The sequence below is a fragment of the Sulfidibacter corallicola genome (assembly GCF_017498545.1).
In the GTDB taxonomy this organism is placed as follows: domain Bacteria; phylum Acidobacteriota; class Holophagae; order Acanthopleuribacterales; family Acanthopleuribacteraceae; genus Sulfidibacter; species Sulfidibacter corallicola.
The window spans coordinates 11413212-11435092 of the sequence record NZ_CP071793.1; the positions used below are offsets into that span (position 1 = coordinate 11413212).

A 21881-nucleotide genomic window follows, 5' to 3' on the forward strand; every position below is an offset into this window, starting at 1 on the left:
TCTCCATTTCGATCCCTACTTCGGAAATTCGATGCGGACGAAGGTCCCCTCGGCAGGAACGAACTCCCAGGTTCCGTGAAGTTGCTTGACCAGGACGTCGACGAGTTTCAGGCCGAGACTCTGGATATCCTGCTCGAGGATGTCCTCGCGGATCCCGATGCCCTCGTCCTCGACTTCGATGCGGTACGACGTCTCGAACTCTTCGAGCCGCACCAGAATCCGACCCTGGCGACCATCGGGAAAGGCGTGTTTGAGGGCGTTGGTGACCAACTCGTTGACGACCAGACCACAGGGCACCGCCTTTTCCACCGTGAGGTTGACCAGGCTGTGGGGCACTTCGATGGGAATCCGTTCGCGATGGTAGAGATGCACCAGGACGCCCACCAACTGGCGCACGTACTGGCAAAAGTCGATTTGCGAGAACGATGTGGCGCGATAGAGCATTTCGTGGATCATGGCCATCGACCGGATGCGGTTCTGGCTCTCCAGCAACGTTTGAATCGTCTCGGGGTGTTGAATGTGCTTGGACTGCAGGAACAACAGGCTGGCGATGATCTGCAGGTTGTTCTTGACCCGGTGGTGAACCTCGCGCAGCAGGGCGTCCTTTTCCACCAGCGAGCGGCGCAGCTCGATTTCGGCACGCTTTTGATCGGTAATCGCCTCGTGGGCCAGGATGACGCGCCCCGAAGAGGCCCGGGTGATCTTCAATTGGAACCAGGCGTCCGCCGGAGGGGCGCCGAGCCCGTATTGAATCAAGTCCCCTTCCTGGGAGCCGTCCAGCACGCCCTCGATGCTCCGGAGCACCTTTTCCAAGGCCACCCCGATCAGCGAGTCGGGGTTCTTTTCGAAGGATTGGCGACAGGTCTCCAGGTAATGACAGCCGACTTCGATGTGGGAACCCACCAGCGGCGAATAGAGGCGCAACCGGTTCCAGGCACGGTTGACCGCCTCCAGCTTGCCGTGGCGGTCGAGCACGCCGATCGGTGCCGTCAACGAGTCCAGCACGTCGTGAAAGAAGTGACGCGATTTGAGCACTTCTTCCTGTGAACGCTTGATGTCGGTGATGTCTTCGGCGAGGCCCACGATGCGCTCCACCTCGCCGGTTTCGGATCGCGAGGGGAAGCCGCGATCGCGAATCCAGCTCACCTCGCCGTCCGGACGCCGAATACGGTACTCCACGTCGTATCCGCCGCCCGCCAGATTGCTCATTGCCTTTTCCACGGCCGGCCGATCCTGCTCCACCACGCACTCCATCCAGGTCATGGGGAGTTGCAGCAACTCGGACACGGGACGGCCCCAGGTCTCCTCGTAGCGCTGACTGCAGTAGTGCATTTCCTGGCCGTCGGGGGAACTGATCCAGAACACCTCGCGAATGGTCTCCGTGATCAGGCGGAACAGCTCTTCACTGCGCGCCAGCTCCTTCAAGGCCTGCCCGTGTTGGGCCAGTTGTTCGTTGAGGCGGGTCACCAGCCGATGGCGCTCGATGCCCTGGAAAAAGACGCGATACAGATTGCGCTCGTTGATCTCGCCCTTGATGAGGAAATCCTGGGCGCCATGGCGCATGGCATCCAGCGCGACGGGCTCTTCGTCGAAGCCGGTCAACACGATCAGCGCCGCTTGATGCGCGTGTTGGCGCACCATCTCGATGTTGGCGATCCCTTCGCCGTCGGGCAGGTTCAAATCCAAGAGAATGAGCTGGAATTCACCCTGCGCCAACTCGGAGAGCGCTTCGTCGAGTCGGGTCACCCAAAACAGTTCGAGGCGACCCCAGTAGTAACTGCTTCGCGATTTTTCGAGGTACGTTCGAATGAGGTGGGCATCCTCGGGGTCGTCCTCGACCATGAGCACCTTGATTTCATCGGCCATTTGGTGGATCACACTCCCAGATTCACCTGTAGCGTTCACGGCTCTCTCCAAGGCGGGAACCGACCCCGCGCACCTTCGGACCGCCGCGGGCGCTCGGACACGGCCAGCCGGTCGGATGGGGTGCCGAACCGGCGTGATGGGCCCCCATCCGGGCGGGGCAGCCGCTCGAATGGCCATCGGCGGGTTTCGGGCGCGAGGCATCACCGCTCGGCGACGCCGTCGACGCAGGTTGACGCGGTGGGTCGTGACGGTGGCGTGGATAGCCATCCGATGGGACCACCGGTCCCGACGGGTCAGGCGGAAGCCCCCTCAAGACGGCTCCCGATCCTGGCTCGCGGCAGATACGGATTTGGGGAGGGTGAACCAAAAGGTCGCCCCTTGTCCCAGGGTGGATTCCACACCGATTCGCCCGCCGTGCTGTTCGACGATTTTTTTGCATATGGCCAACCCCATTCCGTTGCCGGGGTACTTGTACCGATCGTGTAATCGTTTGAAAGGTTTGAAGATGCGCTCGTGGCACGAGGATCCGAGGCCAATCCCGTTATCGGAGATGGCGATCCGCCAGCAATCGCCTTTCTCCCCCGCGCGGATCGAAATGGCGGGTTTGCGATCCGCGACAAACTTGAGCGCGTTGTCGAGCAGCAGGAAAAAAACACGGCCCATATGATCCCCGTCGCAGGGCGCCACCGGCAGGGGTTCGGTGTCCAGAACGGCACCCGATCGGTGGATTTCGGTCTCCAGCTCGGCCAATGCCCGGGACAGCGTCTCGTTGAGGTCGGTGTTCGGTACGATTTGCGAGAATCCGAGCCGCGAATAGGCGCGCAAGTCGCGGATCATCGTTTGAAGGCGCTCGACGCCATTGGAAACGATCTCCAGAAACCCCCGGGAATCGTCGTCCAGGTTGGGGCCCCAGCGGCCGACCAACAGTTCCAGGTAGCTGACGATCTTGCGCAAGGGCTCGTTGAGATCGTGGGCGGCGAGATAGGCGAACTCCTCCTTTTCCTTTTGAACCTGGATCAACCGTCGCTCGGCTCTGCGCGCCCGATCACGCCAGATCTCCACGTCCCCGCCTTCACCCGTGGATTGGGGCGCCAAGCGCGCGCGAACGAACGCGATCCAGCGAAGGGCGGACTCGCGCCGGCACACCGCCAAGTGGGTCCAAGGGTCGCCCCATACGGGGACCAGGTCCTGGCGAATCCAGGGTTCCCGCCATTCACACAGAACCCAATCCGAATCGACGCCCTCGCAACGGGTGGCGATGGGATGCACATCCAGGCGTGCCTGTCGCTCGAGAGAAGGCCGCCCGGCCATCAGGCGTTCGCCCAATCGATTGGCGAGACACACCTTGCCGTCGGGACCAAAAATCACCAGGGCCTCGGCGAACAGTTCCAGGAACGAAGCAGGGAACTCCGCCAAGGGATCGAGGCGCAGATTTTGGGGCACTTCGTGCCCGATTGGCTCGCCGGACGACTCCTGCGTCGACACGACGGACCCATCCTTCTCACTCATGAACCACCCCGCGCACGGAATCGGGCCGAGGAAAACTCAGGCAAGGACCAACGAATAAACACCACAAGAAAATGTATTTCAAGGAGATCTGGTACCAATATTAGGGGACTCGGTTCGATTTAGCAATATCGCCTATAATATTTCCCTTCCTTATTTTTCAATTTTAGCTAAAATCCACAAATTATCTTATTGATAGATGGTTCCCTTTCAGTAACCGATCACTCATTTTCGAGCAATTACAATATTCTCCTCAAGCTCGCTTCACATACACCTAACTAAACGAAGAGGAACTTCACGAACTCGGACCGACACCCCGGCACGGGTCACCGACAGCCCACGATGCAAAAACCGCATTGATCCAGCGGTTTATCACCAGGCCCCTAAAGTGGGTGTGCCCAGCGGTGAACATCCGCAGTCACCGCGAGCCGGGATGGCCTTCGATCCTCCCGGCTCAGGTCCCCTCTCCTCGCTTCGGCCGAACCTTCTCCAAGAATTTCCGGGCCCCTTCGAAATTCAGCCCGTCCATGCAGACCTGAATGTCGCGGACCAGTTGGGGATCGGCGTTCTCGAGGACCGTGGGTTTCAAGGCTCGCCAGTGATCGGCGGCGTTCATGTCGCATTGGTCGAGAGCCTCGAACAAGGCGTGAAACAGCCTCTGAGCTTCACCGGGTTCGAGGGCCGGTCCCGGCCGAGCGACCCGGCTTTCGCGGCGCGAAGGGTCGCCGCGGTGGGCCGAGACAAATCCATCGGCGGCCTCGACGAACTTGGCGAGGTCGCGTCCGGACGCGGTCATGTGCGCCTCGTCGGGGCTTTCCCCGCGCAGGGATTGCTCGAGCATGCCGAAGCTGTCCAAGACCGCCTTGGCGCCGAGATTCGCCGCGGCGCCCTTGATCGCGTGGGCCAGGTCGGCGGCGGCCTGGTACCGCTCCGCTTCGATCAAGTCCCGCATCCGGTCCAGTCCATCGCGATAGGAAGTCAGAAACAGGTTCAACTGAGCCACCAGGAAATCCCGATCGTGCCCCACACTTTCGAGTACCGGCTGAAAGTCCGCCACCCGGGCCGCGCCAATCGCAGGCGTGTCAGGGCCGGCCTCGATGGCCGAGCCACGCGCCCCGGCCTCGTTCAATTTCGGAATCCAGCGGGTCAACATATCGATCACCAGATCGATCTGGATCGGTTTGGTGAGATAGTCGTCCATGCCGGCGGCCAACGCGAGCTTGCGGTCTTCGTTGAAGGCCTTGGCCGTCAGGGCGATCACCGGTACACAGCGGTTCCCCAACTTTTCCTTGATGATTCGCGTGGCCTGGTAGCCGTCCATCTCGGGCATGTGCACGTCCATCAAGACCGCATCGTAGCGGTTGGGCAGATCCACCAGCTTGTGCACCGCATCGACCCCGTTGACCGCGATATCCACCTGGGCGCCGGCGCGGCTGAGCAAGGCCGTCGCCACCTCGCGGTTGATCTGGACGTCCTCGACGAGCAGGAGTTGGGTGCCGTTCAGGGGTCGATCGAGTGTGGTGTCGCGAAGGGCACCGGGATCCACCGCCTCGCCCTCGCCCAGGAACGTTTTGATCAGGCTCATGGGCGTCACCGGTTTGACCAGGATCTCCTGGAGCCGCAAATCGTGAAGTTCGCGCAACAGGTTCTGGCGCCCGTTGGCGGTGATCATCACGATGCTGGGCGGGTCGGCCTTCCACGACATGTCGTGGAGCTCGTGAAAGACCTGGAGCCCGTCGATATCGGGTAGTTGCCAATCCAGCAGGACAAAATCGAGACGGCGACCTTCTTCGGCGTAGCTCCTGGCGATTCGCAAGGCCTCCGACCCGCCCTTGGCCTCGAGGCATCCCAACCTCAAGTGGCGCATCATGCGAACCAGGATCTCGCGGGAGACCTGGTTGTCCTCGACCACCAACACTTCGAGCGGCTCCAATTCCAAGGCGTCCAAATCGCAGAGGGTCTTCTCCGAGCGCAATTCCAAGGGAATGCGAAACCGGAAGGTGCTGCCCTTGCCCCGCTCGCTCTCCACCTCGAGCACGCCGCCCATCTTTTCCGTCAGGCTCTTGCAAATCGAGAGACCCAGTCCCGTTCCGCCGAATCGGCGCGTGGTGGAGGCGTCGGCCTGGGTGAACGGCTGGAACAATTTTTCGGTTTGCGACTTGGACATACCGATGCCCGTATCGATGACTTCGAACAGAAACATGGAGTGGGTTCGGTCGACCCTTTCCTCTTCGATGCGCAAGATGACGATCCCCATATCGGTGAACTTGATGGCGTTGCCCATCAGGTTGATGAGGATCTGGCTCAATCGCAGCGGGTCGCCCGTCAGGAAACGCGACAGGTCGTGCTTCAGGTCGAAGACGACGTCGATGTTCTTTTCCTCGGCACGGGTCGACATCATTTCGGCCAGGTTGTCGATGATTTCCAACAGATCGAAAGGCACCTCTTCGATTTCGATCTGGTTGGCCTCGATTTTCGAGAAATCCAGAATGTCGCTGATGATGCCCAGCAGGGTCTTGGCCGAAATGTTGAGTTTGTTGAGCAGGTTGATCTGGGAATTGCTCAAGTCGGTGTCCAGCAGCAAATCCGCGATCCCGATGACCGCGTTCAGGGGCGTCCGGATCTCGTGGCTCATGTTCGCCAGGAAGACGCTCTTGGCCCGGCTGGCCCTTTCGGCCTTGCGCGCCAGTTGATCGGCGCGGCGTTTCTGGAGCTCCAGGTCTTCCGCGATGGAGAGGGCGGTGAGGTGAATCGGGGTGCTGTCCCGGTCGAAGTCCGGTGTGCCCGAACCCTCGGATTCATCGACACCGGACTCAAGAGCCAACAATTCGCTGAAATCGGCGGTGGATCCTTCGTCCACCTTGTCGGCCATCGAGCCGGTGACCGAATAGGGTTTGGGCTCGCCCAGGCGATCGGTGAGCAGGTTGACCCGTTCCTTGAGGTCGAGAATGCGCGCTTCACGGCCCTCCATGAGGCGCAACAAGCGGCTGCTTTCGTCCAAGGCGCGGCGCAGCGTGACCTCGTCCTCCTTGCGCTTCGTGATATCGAAGAAGAACCACACGTAGCCCCATCGCTGATCGTCCTGATCGCGAATGGGTTGGGCGTACATTTCGATGAAACGACCCGCCTTCAGGTGCACTTCGCGGGCCAAGACGGAATGATCGCCCAGCGCGGAAAAGCCTTCGAACAAATCGGATTCGGCGACTTCGGCGGTCATGGCGGCGAGCACCGCACGGGGCTGGGTGGGATCCATGTCCTCTTCGTCCAGGTTCCAAATGTCGAAGAAGCGCGGATTCCATTCGCAGAGTTGGGTCCCGTTTTCGTGGTGAACGATCAGGATCCCCGCCGGCGACGCCTCTTGCTGGGCCTTCAACAACGCATTGCGGTATTTCAATTTCTTTTCGGTGCTCTTGCGCGGGGTAATGTCGTAATTGGTTCCGATCATGCGGTTGGGATTGCCGTCTTCGTCCTTCAGCACCATCGCATCCGCCTTGATATGACGGATTTCGCCCGAGGGCAGCAGCACCCGGAACTCCGTGTCGAAGACCCGCTCTCCGGCGATGGCGGTCGCCACCTCGGCTTGGGCGGCTTGTAGGTCGTCGGCATAGACCGCTTTCTCCCAGGCATCGATGGCGCCCGAGAAATCGGCCCGGTCGACCCCGTACAGCTCGTACATGCGATCGTCCCATACCAGCGATTTGTCGATCAGGTTGTAATCCCAGATCCCGATATGGGCGGGTTGAATGGCAAGGCTCAGGCGCGTGGAGATCTCCTGGAGGCGCCGTTCCGCGTGCTTTTGTTCCTCGACGAAACGCTTGGTCTCGGTGATGTCTTCGACCATGGCCAGCGGCAGGTAGTGATTGCCCAGTTCGGTTTGAATTTCCACCAGGGAAACCATCAAGTGGCCCCAGACCACGCTTCCGTCGGGCCGGATATAGCGCTTGTCCATCTGGTAGAAATTCCGCTCGCCGTTCAGCAATTCCTGGAAGAGGGTCACATCGGCCACGATGTCCTCGGGATGGGTGACCTCCTCGAATTTCGTCTTCTTGATCACCTCCGCATCGCGCCCCAGAATGCGACACATTTCGGGATTGACGTGCAGCGGACGACGTTCGGGGCCGACGATGACGATCCCGATCGCCGCCTTGTCGAACACCTCCCGGAACAGCCGCTCGCTGCGGAGCCGCTCGAATTCCAGGTTCTTTTCGAGGGTCACGTCTCGCTGGAAGGCCGCGAAGTGGGAAATGGCGCCGTTGGGATCGCGCAGCGGCCGCACGTGGAGTTCGTTGAAAAACGAGCTTCCGTCCTTGCGGTAGTTCTTGAGCACGACCTTGCAGTGTTTGCCGTCCTGGATGGCCCCGATCACGGTCTCCACAGCCTCGCGATTGGTTTCTTCGCCGTGCAGGAACGTGCAGTCCCTACCGTGCAATTCGTCGTGGTCGTACCCGACCATCTCCTTGAAGGCCCGGTTGACGTAGGAGAGATGCATCGGCGCTTCGGCCGGTGCCACCGTCACACCGACTCCGACCATATTGAGAATCTGTTCGTAGACCTCGGCGCTCATCGGCGCTTCCATCTTGGGCCGCGGCGTCGCCACTCCCGACCAGACGCCGGATTCGCCCGGCTCGTCAACGACGCGATAGGTCGCCGTGATGTCGAAACACCACTCCGCGCAACAGCGCGGATGGCAACGCACCCGAATCGGACGGGACGAAGCCCCGGCAGGCGGTTCGGAAAGGAAGTCCAGCACGCATCCGTCCGCGAGGAGTGCCTGCCACTGTTCCAGACAATCGGGCACCCCGCAGGCGCCGTGCAACGGCAACATGGCATCGTTCCAGGTAACCCGGCCGTCCGCCGTCACCTCCCAGCGTCCGATACCGGCCGCGTCCAGAACTTCGTTCATGGGGTGGTCAAATTGCGTCGCTCTCATGAATCTCTGCCTTTTGTGGAGATGGCGGGACTGGCACGGGTTCGGCCTCATTCAAGATACGAAGGTCGCCGACGCGATTGCGTCCCTCCGTCTTGGCCTGGTACAAACTTTCGTCCGCGGCACCGATCAAACCGGTCGCTTCGAGACCGACCACCTGTTCGGCGACCGCGACACCGATAGACAGCGTCACGAACGGTCCGATGGGCGATCCCTGGTGAGGCATCTCGAGGCCCGCGATCATTTCGCGAATGCCTTCGGCCACCACCGCCGCACCGTGCCTTTCGGTCTCGGGCAGCAGACAGGCGAAGGATGCGCCACCGATGCGGCAGACGAGATCCAGGGGCCTGCGCATACACTGCCGCAGTTCGCGCGCAATGCCTTGCAGACAACGATCGCCCTCGGGGAGTCCGTAAGTTTCATTGTAGTGCCGAAAATGATCCACATCCAGAATCAATAGCGTCAGGGGGCGTCCGGTCCGCTTCAACCGGGACCATTCCTGCTCCAGCGTCATCTCGAAGCGCCGGTGGTTGCCCACTTCCGTGAGGGCATCCTGCATCGCCAGCAGTTCGAGCCGCTCCCGGTACCGCTTCAGCATAATGTGGTTGTCGACCCGGGCCTTCACGATCTTGGGGTGAACCGGTTTGAAGAGGTAGTCGGCGCCCCCCACCGCCAATCCGTGGGCCTCGTCTTCGCGGCCGGTGCGGCCGGTCACGAAAATGACCGGCACGTTGGCCAGTCCGGGGGTGGATTTGAGTTCGCGACACAGGTCGTAACCCGATTTGCCGGGCATGATCACGTCCAGGAGAATCAGGTCGGGCACGAAGCGGCAGGCCAAATCGAGGGCTTGTTCCGCGCGGGTCGCAAATCTGATCCGGTAGCTGTCCTTGAGTGCCGCACTCAACATTTGGATGTTGATGGGCTCGTCGTCGACGATCAGCAATTGCGGTAAAGGTTCCATAAGCTCCATACCCTTGCAGGGTTTGGCATCTCTTCGGCAGGGTTTTGGAAATAGTTGACTCCTGAAACCCGATCAGGCGCAACGAATCTCGAGGCTCGGCACCTCCAAATCTTTAAATAATCCAAGCATTTAGTATTTTCGAAAAATCAGAATCAAGGCGCGAACCCAACCGAGATCGAGCCACCGTGCAAGGCGCTCTTTTCACATCGGCGAAGGGTGACCGGAACGGCGCGAAACACCACACCGCGAAGAAAGAAACCACGGGGCCGAACCGTCCTGGCCGACCTCGTCCGCTGGGGCTCCGCGTCCCTTCAGGCCACGGCCATGCCCGATACTTTTTCCCGCCGTTCTGGGGAAAAGTCGCCGCGATAGGGAAAGACCGTCGAAATCAGTCCCTGCTGCCCCACCGACAGCAAGCCCAACAAACCGCGCAGGTACTCCAGGATACCGTCTACGGCGGGTCGGCCCAGCAGCCGCGTCAGCGCTTCCTTGCTGATCCCGCTGAATTGGGTCTTCTCCCCTTCGCAGCGCAACTTGACACCGGCCAAGAGTCCGTCGATGCGATAGCAGGTTTGCCGTGCCTTGCGTTCGGCGGCCTCCGGAGACGTGAATCGATCCTTCCAGCGAACCAGGATCTGGTTGGCGTCGATCATTCGGACTTTGCATTCGCTGCCATGATGGTGTTCGATGATTTCCCGGATGCTTTGGAACAGGACCATCGAGGCCGGATCGATCGCTTCGCTGCGGCGCTGAGGCAGTTTGAACAGGAGCGCGATGTCCTGCTCGACCGGATCCGTTTCGAATTGCCGATCGCTCACGACCCGGCGCACGGGTTTTTCGACGAGTTCTTCGGGAGCCGTTGCCTTCTGCGCTTCGTTCTGGGCGATTGGATCCGGCTGGGCGCTTTGTCCGCGGGTCAATTCCAGGATGGCCTGCTTCAATTCCTTCACCTGAACCGGCTTTCTCAGGACCGTGTCGGCGCCGACCCGCCGTGCCATCTCGAAGAACTTCTCTTTCTGGGAGGCCGACCAGAGAATGATTTTGGGACGATCCCCTTCCATGAAAGGATCGCTTTTGAAGGTCTGGCAGGTGGCGATGCCGTCGTTGTGCATGCACAGGTCCAAAATGACGACGGCGGGCTTCAAGGCGGATTTGCGAAAAACTTTGAGTGCTTCTTTGCCACTGCAGGCCTGGAGGACGGAAAAACCGGCGAGCTTCAGTTCGGTGGCGATCAGCTCGCGGAGGAAACGGTCATCATCGGCGATCAGTACGATGTGGTCCTTTTTCATGGTATCCCTCACTTGTCGGTCGATTCGGTCGGGGCGACCCGTTGCTCCGTGGTAGAGCAACGAGAATACCAACTCCAACGCACCCATCCCAAACCTTTCATTTACAAACACTTCAGTCCTTTTCACTCATTTGGCTCCCTTATTCGGCACGTCTCACGCGAGACAATTTCCGAGACACATACAGAGACATTACGAGACACTTCGAGACACAACAGAAAACTCATGCGACAGACCAGGACGAAGCCGGGTCCACTATACCTCTACCGATCCAACACCCAGTGGGCTCTCCCAGGGGACCTCGACGATTCTTTCCCCTTGCGCCGCCCTCTCTCACCCCGCCGGACTCGAATGGTGCATCTGCTTGTTGCTTCCCGCTCGATGACAGGTTTCACCATATTAGGGAGGTTGACCGTCCGGGATTGTGCAACAGGGCCGAACCAGGTTCGCTTTCGCTGCAGCTCAAGGGTTCACTGTCCAAAGCTTGCGCTCTTTCGCCCATGGAGGATCTCCCCCACGGACCGACACTTCCGTTACAAGGTCAAGAAAGCGCCGCAGTTACATGTCGAACAAGCAATTTCATGGTCAACACCTCTCAGTTGACTTGAATCGCCGGGTGTTACCCGGACTCCGAATCACACCGATTGACACGAATTTTAAAAAGCATCCTCGGACCCTCTTTCCTGATTTTTTGAAAGACCGGCAGTAATGCGGGGACCATTCCGTGGACATGCTTTGAGTCGTGTCCAGTCGTGTAACTCGTGGGCAAAATGGCCCTGTTCCAAGAAATCGATCAAGGGTTTCTTCCCGGCTTAGGGAGATTTAATCTCCTCAGCCACCCTGTCGCCTGATTTCAAGAAAGCAACACTACACTTGGTTTCAGCGAAAGGCCGTGGGTCATTCGCCGGAAAAATGATTCGGGAATGCCGGAAAGGCTCGAAGCCAGAAAAAAGCAGGGCCTAGACAACACAAGCCGGCAGTGCTTATCCTGGCCTTCGAAGTTCCGGGATTCCTTATTTCTTTTCGACGACGGTAAAACCGAGCAGGGTGAAAAGCACCATTTTGTTCAGGAGAGCCACGGAACATCGTCGATGGGTGACCGAAAAGTGTTCGCGTTTGGCCGATTTCTGGCTAAGGAACTTGACAATCACCTGACGCATCGCCAGCGAGGCGATCGCCAGAAAATGCCCCTTGTCGCGGAACATCTGGTCTCAGGAGACATTCAACTTCAGAAATACCTCGTGCATGAGAACCGTGGCGGAAATCGTCAATCAACCCCGCCAATTCACGAGTTTGGATCCGGCGAGAATCCTGAAAAAGTCCAGCCAGACAAAACCGCTGCCACGCATCGAAAAAACAATGAGTCACCTTCTCCTTGATTTTCGCATTAAGAATCAGAAGGTTGTTGTGCGCGCCGGAACCATACTGATTCTGAATTAGCCAACTCTTTACAGCCATTATCAAGTCGAAAGTCAGGAGAAAAAAATGAGCGAAGCACTATTATACATCACTCTATTCGGAACCATATCGATATTTATTCTTTTAATCATTTTGCATTTTCTCACATCAAAAATGCATCAAAATATTGAGAAAATAATACACAGCGAACTTCGCTCCGGCAGAGAAGAGTCTCGCACCACTGGAAAAGAACTTCGAGAAGAGGTATCAAGGACAATAGATTTAATCACGAACTCTGCATCAATATCAGAAAACCGAATACTGAGCAACCTGAAAGATTTATTCGAAATTACACTAAATCAATTAAAAGATAACACAAACACAAGTAAAACCTCAATGGATCAAATAACAAACACTGTGGAGATTCAGATTAAAGAAGTTCAGAATACTAACAAAGCCAAACTGAGCGAAATTCGTCAAGAGATATCAACAAGTCTAAATCAAAACAATGATGCATTTTTAAAGATGTCGGATCAGATAGTAAAAAATCAACATATTCGCTTAGAAGGAATGACAAATCAAATCAAGGCACTTTCAGAAAGTCTCCAGGCTGATCTCGAACGTGTTCGAAAGACGCTAGATGACCGCGTCAGAAATCTTCAAGATGGCAATGAGAAAAAACTAGAAGAAATGCGAAAAACTGTCAACGAAAAACTACAAGACAACCTCAACAAACGCTTAGGTGAATCTTTTAAAATGGTTAGTGATAGATTGGAGGCCGTTCACCAGGGCCTAGGTGAGATGCAAAATTTGGCTACTGGAGTTGGTGACTTAAAACGAGTTCTTACAAACGTTAAAGCCCGAGGAACATGGGCTGAAATTCAGCTAGGAACAATATTGGAACAAGTTCTCACTCCAGAGCAATATGAAAAGAATGTATGCATCAAGCAGCACTCGTCAGAAAGAGTCGAATTCGCTATCAAATTACCCGGCCCCACTGACGATCCGGAAAATCAGTTATGGCTTCCCATTGATTCAAAATTCCCACAAGAAGATTACCTTCGTTTACAGGAGGCCGCTGAAAACGGCTCCCTGGAAATAGTCCAAGAGGCAACCAAATCCTTAGTTCGAACAATTGAAAATTCAGCCAAAGATATTCACTCGAAATACATAAACCCACCCGACACCACTGATTTCGCCATAATGTTCTTAGCAACAGAGGGTCTCAATTCAGAAATTCTTCGCCAGCCGAATCTTGTGGAAAAACTTCAACAGGAATATCGTATAGTGATTGCTGGCCCCACTACATTGATTGCAATACTGAACAGCCTGCGATTAGGTTTTCAAACCCTAGCAATACAAAAACGAGCTTCGGAGGTATGGAGAGTCTTAGCGGCTGTAAAAACCGAGTTCAAAAAATTTGATAACACTCTACTAAAAGTTAAAAGACAACTCCAAACAGCAAGCAACACCATTGACGAAACAGGTGTTCGCACACGAGCGCTCGAAAGAAAATTAAGATCCGTGGAACAATTACCTGAGAACGAAGCCTCACAGCTTCGGGATCTGGCTTCGGACTCAGGTTTGTTTAAAGACACTTTGAAGGATACGGGTATTGATGATGTGGTGAGTGTTTAGTGCCCCGACTTGTCTGTCCCCCCGATGAAAAAACACCTGAACATTTACAAGTTTGGTGATAGGCCCTCTGGTGAGGTCCGAGCGGACGGCACGGATCACCGCTCTTCGCGACAACGTCGAAGCGGGCCTGGAACTCGATAAAGCCGAATACCTCCTGATATACGCGTGCACACTCGGGTGGTTGGCGCACAAATAGCCGCTGGTGCAGCAACGGCTCACGATGAAAAGACTTTAGACCCTCTTGTTCGGCGAAGAAGCGGAGACAGACCCCGATTTCTCGTAGGATCAGGGAAAAGATGACGCTCAGGGCCGTCCGCCCCCCCAAAATCACCAGTGCCCAAGGGACACGGAAATTATGCCGCGAAGGACTTTAGGGGTTACCCCCAGGCCGACATCACCCCCGACGGCCTCGCCCTCAGTGATCCCTGTCTGGAGTTCGTGGGCGAGAAGGGAGGTCGGCTCCATCGGTACAAGCCCGGCCGTCCCCTGATGCGGTTGAATCTCAGCGACAACTCCCTCACCACTCTCACGATCTATCGCGGCTTTCCGCTGACTTGCAGCACGTGCGGCATGGTCTTCGCCCCTGCCTGGCCCGAAGACGCGCGGCGGGAAACCCACGACGCCTCCGTCAAGGCGACCTCTCCATGCTTCGTCACTTGTACGGTTTTCCCTCCTTTCGTCCCAAAAAACCGAAGCACGAGCACGGAATCCCGCTTCCGATGCCACCCAATCGGATTTAATCGCCGATCGCGCCGTGGCTGCCGAATTCGTCCTCAACGTACTCTACGCCGAGGCCGCCAAAGAGGATTTAATGATTGACGTCACTTCGGCTCGAATTCAGACGGTGATTCGTCACCACAAAATTCATCACAGGCAGGAACGCTACGGCGCCCATACCACCGAGATCATCGCCCGTACTTGTGAACGGGAAATCCATATCAATCACGGAGGAACGCTTCACGCCGGCGAAAACCTAAAAGAACTCTTGGCGCTACGTCCCCCGATTTGCCGAGGTGGATACAAATGAGTGATACGGCGGCTGTCAACACCGCCCATTCTTGCGACACGCTCGTAGTCTATTGCCTCCAACATGCGCGTGGCCAGGTCGAAGACGTGGCCAACCGCTTTGCGAGCCCCTGCAGCAAGATCTTCGCTTGGATCGCCAAGGCATAGCGCGCCGAGGAAGAGGCCCGCCTTCAAAGCATGGACGATCAGACGCGTCTGCACCACCAGACCCACAACGCGGCACCGATGAACGCTATGTTCACCTACCTGACCAAACTCTTGTCGGACAGGAGGGTGGAGCCCGCCAGCGGCTTGGACAAGGCCGCGACCTACATCATCAAGCATGCGGAGCTGTTGTATCGTTTTTTGATCCCCGGTGTGCCGCTGGATTCCAACGCAGTTGAGTAGGCGCTCAAGTGTGTCGCCACCATTCGCAAAAATTCGAGGCTCTTCCACAACGAAACCCGTGCCCAACAGGCCGGGATCCTTATGACCAAGGCCGGTTGCTGCGTGGCCGTCGGTCGCGGCTCCATCTCCTACACGACCAACTTGGTCGAGAACCACGATGCCATCGCAACAGCGCCCGAGGACTGGCTCCCCTGGTGCCGGTCTCCGTTAAGTTCGAAACACTCGGCCACTGAACCCCACGTTTCGACGCATTGGCGGTTAACTGGGGATCGCCGTGATGGAGCAACCAGCGGAGATCTCGAGCCAAAACCTGGCCACAGCCTTCAACGGCTACTACTTCAGTTTCCAGCACGAAAAACGCATTTAGCACAGCCAAAATCCAGTTCCGTGTACACCCAAATATTCAAGGCCGAAAGGGTCCGGTTTCGAAAAGGAACACGGCACCACTGAACGGGTCGAGATCTGGCAAGCATCGGCACTAGACGGCCAGTCCATCTGTTTATGACAAAAGAAAACTGAATCTCCCACAATTTCGGTAAATGCTCCCAGGCATGGTTCTTCTGCGGAAAGTTCTCTGGTAGGCCTCGACCTGCCGAATCTCGTGCTCCGTGCGACGGTCAAATGCAGGACAGTACACAAATTTGCACCAAATCAATTTTCGCTCTACCGTACATGTCGCGCTTGATTTTCTTCAGACTATTCATTTGATCTTCAGTTTGCCCATGCTCTATTCGATTTCGATCCTATTCCGAATGCCCTCACCATCCGCTCCGAATTCCCTGCTAAAACCCCGACCATTTCTGGATTCAGCCTTTTTTTGTTTTTGACACCCAATAATCCAGTAAGCTCCCACGACGATTCGTCATGATGATCACGAGTTGATTGATCAGTCGTGCTGCTTCGCCAAACCCGGTGCTGAGTCTCAATGGGCGATCAAGAGCATGCAGGTAGCCCGATTCAATTGGGAAACGGGGCTCGACAACCGTCTGGCTAAACTCCTTGAAGAGGGCAATTTTCATGTGGGTTATCGGCACCGGCCTCCTCTCCCGATGAGCCCGGTTTTAGTAGGAGGCTCTTGTCTGCACGTCGCCAATGGGCGAGATATCCCCACACTGTTGCACGAGATCCCCGAAACCCTCTGGCTGTGATTTCTTTCCCCAGGACTAAAGCGTTGTGGCTGGACCTACCATCAAGGGTGCTACCGTTTGTCTGAGAAAGCTCGCGGCGAATGGAGCACACGTGATTGCCCGCCTCGTCCTTTGGGAAGCTGCGGTTCTTGAGACGGTAGGGGTGCCCTCGGTACATATCAGGGGCGGATGGCCCCCTTCGTTTCCGGCTACGCCGTTTTCGGTAATAGAATAGTTCGGCACCATTCCCCATCATCGCTGCGGCTTTCCTCTCGACCCTTTGCCGGCTTCCTCGTGAAGGCCGCACGCGACGACAGCGGGGATGCAACGGTCGGCCGGCTCGGCAGGGATGCCGGGCACCGAAAGCCCAAGTGAGCGGAGACCGATTCGTATGACTGACTCCATGCCTGCAGAGGATCCCCAACTCGAAGCGAAATGGCGTTCCTGGGAATTGGAACTGGTGATTTCCGGGGCCCTGATCGTCGCCCTGTTCCAAGTTCCCGGATTGTTGGACTCACTGCTGGCCAAAATGTTGGCCCATCTCTCCAGGGAGGTCTTCGTCATCCCCTGGATGGCCATCTACATGGCCCAACTGGTCCTGTACCCCATCATCTTCACGTTTTTCCTGCACTTTCTGTTGCGCGGCTTCTGGGTTGGCCTGATTGGGCTGTCTTCCGCATTCAAAGGCGGCATCGACTGGCAACGAATCGAGGTGCAGCCGCTGGAACGAAGCTTTTTCCAATCCATCGGCATCGGTATTCCGTCCCTGACGGCGCGGGTCGACCGCATTTGCAGCTCGCTTTTCTCCATTTTGTTTTCCATCATCATTATCTTTTTCAGTATCGGCCTGCTTCTTTTCCTGGTTGCGCTTCCCATCTCCTTGCTCATCTCGTTCGTGTTCCCCGATCTCCACGTCGCAAACCTGTTTACCGTCGTTTTTTTCGTGGCGCTCGCGGGCGTGTTGCTGCCCCGTTCCTTGGCGCTTTGGCTTTGTCGCGGCATGAAAAAGGATCCCGGCTGGGCGTCCCAACACCCCGCCACCCTGCAACGGGGCTATCGCCTCTACGGATTCACCCATTACGCGTTGTTGGGGTTTCTCCTTTCGCCGATCATGCTCACCTTCCTTTCCAGCTTCCGCAAACGGGTGATCAATGTGGTGCAGACGGTGATCATGACGGGCGTGGTGGCGGTCATTCTGCTCAACTTATTCTTCATGCGCGGAGACATCGGTCTGAACAGTTTCGTGTACTTCCCGGAACCTGCACTCGAAACCGGCATGGACCCGATGCACTACGACTCGCTTCGGCCGCCGAACGCCTATTTCCAAAAACCGACCATCCAGAGCGACATGATCCGGGATCCCTTTGTCCGCCTGTTCATCCCGTTTCGGCCGAGGGTCGACAATCCGCGCGTCGCCGAGATTTGTCCCGATGTGGTGGGCTTCCGGGCCGACGGCATCGTGCTGGCCTTCGAGGACAGTGTCGGCGACGAGGCCTCGAGACGCGCCGCCCTCGATTGCCTGGCGGGCTTCTACGCCATCGAACTGAACGGTCGCGCGATCCAGCCCGAATTCCTGTTCACCAGCCATGCCCCGTCAAACGTGAAGGGCATCCTGACGTACGTGCCGGTGGAATCACTGCCCTCGGGGCAGCACCTGTTGAAGATCACCAAGGTGGCCTTGCCTTCGAAAGCCGAAGAAGAGGAAGCGATCGAAGGGGAAGATTCGCGCCGCGTCTCCTACATCCCCTTCTGGAAGTAGTGGGGACCTACCCCGTTTTTGGTAAAAGCAAGGATGTGCGTTGTTTTTTTGCTCGATCGCAGGAAAACGCGATCCGTTACGAGTCCATGGTTGGGCGTTTGCGGCCCTGGACCCCCGGGGATCGACGGGGTGGGCTCACGATTGGTTGGACTTCAATCTCTCTTGGAGCGTGGCCTCCGGGTTTTGGACCGCCCGACGGAAACCGATGACGGGATTTTTTTGCGACGTGTTCAGGGCAGCCAAATCGATGGCGGACGACCCATCATCCTTCGTCAATTTGGTACGACCCAGCATATTCTCCATCAGGGCCTCGGTCTTTTCCTGGCTCCGTTTTTTAATTTTTTTCCGGGTCCGAAGGAACATTTTGTTTTTGGCTCGCTTTTGGAGCTTTCCTTTTTCGTTTCCGGTTATTTTCATCCTGGCATTATTGGGCAAATCGTTAGCCGCCTGATCCCTTTTGGCCTCCAATGCCGTTATCAGGGCCGCGATATCATTTTCGTTTCCTGCCTTGGCTCCCAGTATCGTGGCTTTGAAACTATTGCCAAGAGCCTCGAGCAGGGTCTTCTCGTCAAATTGACTGACTTTCCCATCATTGATTAAATACTTGGTTTCCTGGGTCAATTTGGCGAGTTGGGCACTTGGGTGCCGGTCCATCTTGTGATCGGCCTTTTCTTTGGCCATTTCCCTGATACTCGTTTCTCTGGCAATGGCTTTCAGAGCGTTGCGGACATCATGGGTCAGCTTTACCGTTGTTCGGTTGCCCGGTCCGAGGTTCGGAGAATGTCCGATCTCTTGCATCGAGATGTTTTTGAAGCTGTCGATAGTACGATCCCGCTGGGTGCCGGAGTTAGGTTTCCTGGTAGGAACCCCGCTCTGCCAGGAAGCGCCCGCATGGCCTCGGGTGCCCTTTGCGCCAGCCCTGGTTTTGGCTTCCGTCCGGGCTTTCGCCAGGGCTTTGCTCATGGTTGACGGCTTTTGGCTCGATATGCCTTTTTTTCCTTGATCTCGACCGATTGCCTGAACGTCGGAAACGGCGCTCGATCGCGAAGGCCCGGTGTGCGAGCGTAACGAGGGTTTCATAATCATGCTCCTGAGGGTGGTTTGCCCGATGTTGAGGGTGCTGGCCGAATCGCCGCCGTCACCATCTGTCGCGAAAACCGAAACAGACGATCTCTTCACGCGGCATCCCGATCGAAACCGCATTTCGTATTCACTGCGAACGGGTCGGCCGGATGATGGCTACGACACTTTCCATTCGTACCGAAATCCGTATACCAGGAGCCCCCATGGCCGGCCACCGGGGGAACGGTATTCCCATACATCCTATGAATCAACCGCCACAAAAGCTGTCGCATTGTTTGATTGATTTTGTAAGGACCTGTAGGGTTCACGGCCGAACATGGTTTGAGCGATTTCCCCATCTGCCATCACAAGCATGCCGAACCAGCGCAGCGGAACCCATGAGCGCGAGCGTTCCCCACCAAAAAAACCTCGTACCCATCCAGAATGATCGCAATTGATTTGGTTCACCGAAACGGCATCAGGTGCCAGGCAACGATATCAGGCAACGACAAAGCGTTTGCTTACAGCCGATTCGCTGAACCTGACAGCCGAAACCGAATCGCATTTGGGACCACGCCGATTCCGAAGAACTCTTCAAAAAAACCGCAACCCTCTGGATGGGTTCGACATTACAAACCGATCGATCTCGAGGCCTAGGCGAACAGGCGCAGCAAGCTGGGCAGGGTTCCCAGTCGCTTGGGCAACAGGCCCAACACCGCCGGTCCCAACACCGTGGCCCCGGCCATCAAGCCGCCGGTCATGGCGCCCACGACACCCGCGACAAAGACGTCCTGACCGCCCAGGTACAGGTTCGCGATCGGGGTCTTGGGCCGCAACCACTTTTGGGCGAAGCGCTGGGGCACGTGGTCCAATCCATAGATTTCACCACGGGCATAGTTGCAAAAGTGCTGGGTGCTCAACGGCGTGGACAGTTCGAAATAGTCCACCGCGCCCTTCACCTGGGGTACCCGCTCGTAGAGGTGGGCCAACAACCGTTCGGAAAAATCGGCCTTCAGGGCCTCGTATTCGTCGCCGCGCCGCAGCCAGGGCTTGTCGGACCAGGCCTCGAACCAGTCGTAGGGGGCCAGGGTCACCAATTCGATGGTGCTCTTTCCGGGGAACCGGCGCTGCCAGTCGGGATCCTTGGCCGAGGGGAAGGAAATGTAGACCAGGGGGAACGGCGACTTCGCGTCTTCCTTGTAGCGCGCGACGTTGGCGTCGTGGTCAAGGCTGGGGAAGATCCAGAGATTGGTCTTCGGCAGGTTCAACGCTTCCGCGGACTGCTTCAGGCCCACGTACAGGCACAGGTGACCGCCGTCCGCCTTCACCTGGTCCAGCTTGTTCGGAATCCCGTAGCGGTTGCGATGGTGGTCGTCGAGCAGGTGCCGGTAGGTGTTGGGCACCCCGACCGTACTGATGACCTTGTCGGCCAAGATCCGATCGCCGTTGGCCATGCGGACACCGTAGGCCGAACCGTGTTTGACCAGGATCCGGGCGACCTCGGCACGCACCAGGATTCGGCCGCCCGCGCGCTTGACGATCGGCTCGATCGTCTCGGCGATCCGCGAGGAGCCACCGACCGGGTAACCCGCGCCATTGGCGTAATGACCCGCGATCATCGCGTGAATGAAGAAGCTGGATTGCTCGGGTGGCAGGCCGCAATCGCCCCATTGCGTCGCCAAAATCGCGCGCAACTCTTCGTTCTTGACGAGCTCCTTCAGCACTTCGCCGGTGGTTTTCTCGGCGTGATTGGGCGAGCCCATCACCGAGACCGGCCACAGTGCCGGCCTCAGCCACAGCGGCATCATGGGCTTCGCCACCGTCAGCGGCGTGGCGTTCTTGACTTCCCGAATCATCTGAAAATAACGGCGGATGCCTTGCTCCTCCTCCGGGAATCGCGCGATCAGGTCGGCGCGCAGCTCGCGGTAGCCGCTGCGAAAATCGAACTGGGTGTCTCCGCAAATCATGCGGTCGTACACTTCGCCCATCGGCGCCCAATCGAGCTGGTCTTCCGTCAGGTAGTCGAACATCCGGCGTACCAGGCTCTTTTCCTTCAGCACCTCGCCGATGTAGTGCACACCCACGTCCCACTCGTAGCCCTTCCGCTTGTAGGTATGGGTGAACCCGCCCGCCGTGTAGTGGCGCTCCAGAACCAGGACCTTCTTACCCGCCTTGGACAACAGGGACGCGGCGGCCAAACCGCCCATCCCGGATCCAATCACGATGACATCGTAGCGGGCCTCGCATTTCTCGATCGCGTAACGTTCTCCAATCGGCATCGCTCATTCCTCCACTTCTCGCGCATGCGCGCCGGCCATCAAGCCGAATTCCAGGGTTTTGAGGACCATTTCGAAGCGTGCGGTCGCCGCTTCTTCGGATACGAAATGCCCCGCCAGTTGCAGGCTGATCAAACCGTGAATCGAGCCCCACAACATTTGCGCCACCTCGCGACTGCAGCCGGGGGCGATCAGACCGCGATCCATACATTGGCGCACGGCACCTTCCAGAACGCGAAAACTCAGGGCAGATTTTTCGAGGCTTTCCTTGGGCAGGGAAAACCCCTGCAGGGTACGGCTCTGCATCAACTCGTAGGCATCGGGATTGGCCAGCGCGGCGCGCCGATAGGCCCGACCCAACTCGACCACGTAGGCCAGGGGATCTTCACCCTCGGGCACCTCTTCCAGATGCCGGCGCAATCGATCGAAACCTTCCAGGTACAGCTCGTTGAGGAGGTCCTGCTTGTTGCGAAAATGGGTGTAGAGGACCATGGTCGAGGCGCCCAGCGCATGGGACAACTTGCGCATCGACAGGCCGTGCACGCCCTGCTCGCGAATCAATTCGGCCGCCTTGCGCAGAATGGTCCGGCGAAAGGCGGCGGGATCTTTTTGCTTGGTCAGCGCCACAGAGAAACCTCCCGCAAAAATAAATAACACTGTTA

14 protein-coding genes and 1 pseudogene are annotated in these 21881 nt (G+C 57.3%); 6 read left to right on the forward strand and 9 right to left on the reverse strand.

All coding sequences use genetic code 11. From position 1 onward, the window contains the following. Positions 1-15: 15 nt before the first annotated feature. From J3U87_RS33705 to J3U87_RS33725, 5 genes are all read right to left on the reverse strand, one after another. On the reverse strand, positions 16-1905 hold the full coding sequence (locus J3U87_RS33705) for a histidine kinase dimerization/phosphoacceptor domain -containing protein (RefSeq protein ID WP_237380396.1): 1890 nt from the start codon (positions 1903-1905) through the stop codon (positions 16-18). A 270-nt stretch (positions 1906-2175) separates the two neighbouring features. Further along, complete coding sequence (locus J3U87_RS33710) at positions 2176-3375, reverse strand: sensor histidine kinase (RefSeq protein WP_237380397.1); 1200 nt, start codon at positions 3373-3375, stop codon at positions 2176-2178. 451 nt (positions 3376-3826) lie between these two features. Next, on the reverse strand, positions 3827-8275 hold the full coding sequence (locus J3U87_RS33715; protein WP_237380398.1) for a PAS domain S-box protein: 4449 nt from the start codon (positions 8273-8275) through the stop codon (positions 3827-3829). A 7-nt stretch (positions 8276-8282) separates the two neighbouring features. Then, entirely contained in the window at positions 8283-9260 is a 978-nt protein-coding gene (locus tag J3U87_RS33720; protein ID WP_237380399.1) for a GGDEF domain-containing protein, read from the reverse strand. Positions 9261-9571: 311 nt separating this feature from the next. Continuing rightward, positions 9572-10549, reverse strand: a complete 978-nt coding sequence (locus tag J3U87_RS33725; protein WP_237380400.1) for a response regulator — start codon at positions 10547-10549, stop codon at positions 9572-9574. A 920-nt stretch (positions 10550-11469) separates the two neighbouring features. On the opposite strand from J3U87_RS33725, the gene J3U87_RS33730 reads away from it, so the two are divergent. From J3U87_RS33730 to J3U87_RS33750, 5 genes and pseudogenes are all read left to right on the forward strand, one after another. Beyond that, positions 11470-11925: a hypothetical protein gene (locus J3U87_RS33730; protein WP_237380401.1), complete on the forward strand. Its 456-nt coding sequence runs from the start codon at positions 11470-11472 to the stop codon at positions 11923-11925. Positions 11926-12031: 106 nt separating this feature from the next. Continuing rightward, on the forward strand, positions 12032-13582 hold the full coding sequence (locus J3U87_RS33735; RefSeq protein WP_237380402.1) for a DNA recombination protein RmuC: 1551 nt from the start codon (positions 12032-12034) through the stop codon (positions 13580-13582). A 754-nt stretch (positions 13583-14336) separates the two neighbouring features. Then, the gene (locus J3U87_RS33740; RefSeq protein WP_237380403.1) at positions 14337-14609 is read left to right on the forward strand and encodes a hypothetical protein; all 273 of its coding nucleotides are present in this window, start codon (positions 14337-14339) and stop codon (positions 14607-14609) included. After that, on the forward strand, positions 14606-14755 hold the full coding sequence (locus J3U87_RS33745) for a hypothetical protein (protein WP_237380404.1): 150 nt from the start codon (positions 14606-14608) through the stop codon (positions 14753-14755). The genes J3U87_RS33740 and J3U87_RS33745 overlap by 4 nt, the downstream gene beginning before the upstream one ends. Positions 14756-14770: 15 nt before the next feature. Further along, a pseudogene (locus J3U87_RS33750) lies at positions 14771-14995 on the forward strand (IS66 family transposase); the annotation flags it as partial. A gap of 806 nt (positions 14996-15801) precedes the next feature. Here the strand turns inward: J3U87_RS33750 and J3U87_RS33755 are convergent. Then, entirely contained in the window at positions 15802-16014 is a 213-nt protein-coding gene (locus J3U87_RS33755; protein WP_237380406.1) for a hypothetical protein, read from the reverse strand. A 499-nt stretch (positions 16015-16513) separates the two neighbouring features. Here J3U87_RS33755 and J3U87_RS33760 point away from each other — a divergent pair, with 499 nt between their 5' ends. After that, positions 16514-17881 (forward strand): hypothetical protein, encoded by a 1368-nt coding sequence (locus tag J3U87_RS33760; protein WP_237380407.1) that lies wholly within the window; start codon positions 16514-16516, stop codon positions 17879-17881. A gap of 135 nt (positions 17882-18016) precedes the next feature. Here the strand turns inward: J3U87_RS33760 and J3U87_RS33765 are convergent, their stop codons facing one another. The 3 genes from J3U87_RS33765 to J3U87_RS33775 form a co-directional block, all read right to left on the reverse strand. Then, positions 18017-19060, reverse strand: coding sequence for a hypothetical protein (locus J3U87_RS33765; RefSeq protein ID WP_237380408.1), 1044 nt, complete (start codon positions 19058-19060; stop codon positions 18017-18019). A 536-nt stretch (positions 19061-19596) separates the two neighbouring features. Continuing rightward, the gene (locus J3U87_RS33770) at positions 19597-21222 is read right to left on the reverse strand and encodes a phytoene desaturase family protein (protein ID WP_237380409.1); all 1626 of its coding nucleotides are present in this window, start codon (positions 21220-21222) and stop codon (positions 19597-19599) included. Between the two features lie 3 nt (positions 21223-21225). Then, positions 21226-21846 carry a TetR/AcrR family transcriptional regulator gene (locus J3U87_RS33775; RefSeq protein WP_237380411.1) on the reverse strand — a complete coding sequence of 207 codons (621 nt, stop codon included), beginning with the start codon at positions 21844-21846 and terminating at the stop codon, positions 21226-21228. Positions 21847-21881: the final 35 nt, after the last annotated feature.

Bases quoted from the DNA above. Each gene is read 5' to 3' on its own strand.
- J3U87_RS33730 (WP_237380401.1), top strand. From the start codon at position 11,470: ATGCCGGAAAGGCTCGAAGCCAGAAAAAAGCAGGGCCTAGACAACACA.
- J3U87_RS33720 (WP_237380399.1), bottom strand. From the start codon at position 9,260: ATGGAACCTTTACCGCAATTGCTGATCGTCGACGACGAGCCCATCAAC.
- J3U87_RS33770 (WP_237380409.1), bottom strand. From the start codon at position 21,222: ATGCCGATTGGAGAACGTTACGCGATCGAGAAATGCGAGGCCCGCTAC.
- J3U87_RS33735 (WP_237380402.1), top strand. From the start codon at position 12,032: ATGAGCGAAGCACTATTATACATCACTCTATTCGGAACCATATCGATA.
- J3U87_RS33760 (WP_237380407.1), top strand. From the start codon at position 16,514: ATGACTGACTCCATGCCTGCAGAGGATCCCCAACTCGAAGCGAAATGG.
- J3U87_RS33725 (WP_237380400.1), bottom strand. From the start codon at position 10,549: ATGAAAAAGGACCACATCGTACTGATCGCCGATGATGACCGTTTCCTC.
- J3U87_RS33715 (WP_237380398.1), bottom strand. From the start codon at position 8,275: ATGAACGAAGTTCTGGACGCGGCCGGTATCGGACGCTGGGAGGTGACG.
- J3U87_RS33745 (WP_237380404.1), top strand. From the start codon at position 14,606: ATGAGTGATACGGCGGCTGTCAACACCGCCCATTCTTGCGACACGCTC.
- J3U87_RS33755 (WP_237380406.1), bottom strand. From the start codon at position 16,014: ATGAAAATTGCCCTCTTCAAGGAGTTTAGCCAGACGGTTGTCGAGCCC.
- J3U87_RS33710 (WP_237380397.1), bottom strand. From the start codon at position 3,375: ATGAGTGAGAAGGATGGGTCCGTCGTGTCGACGCAGGAGTCGTCCGGC.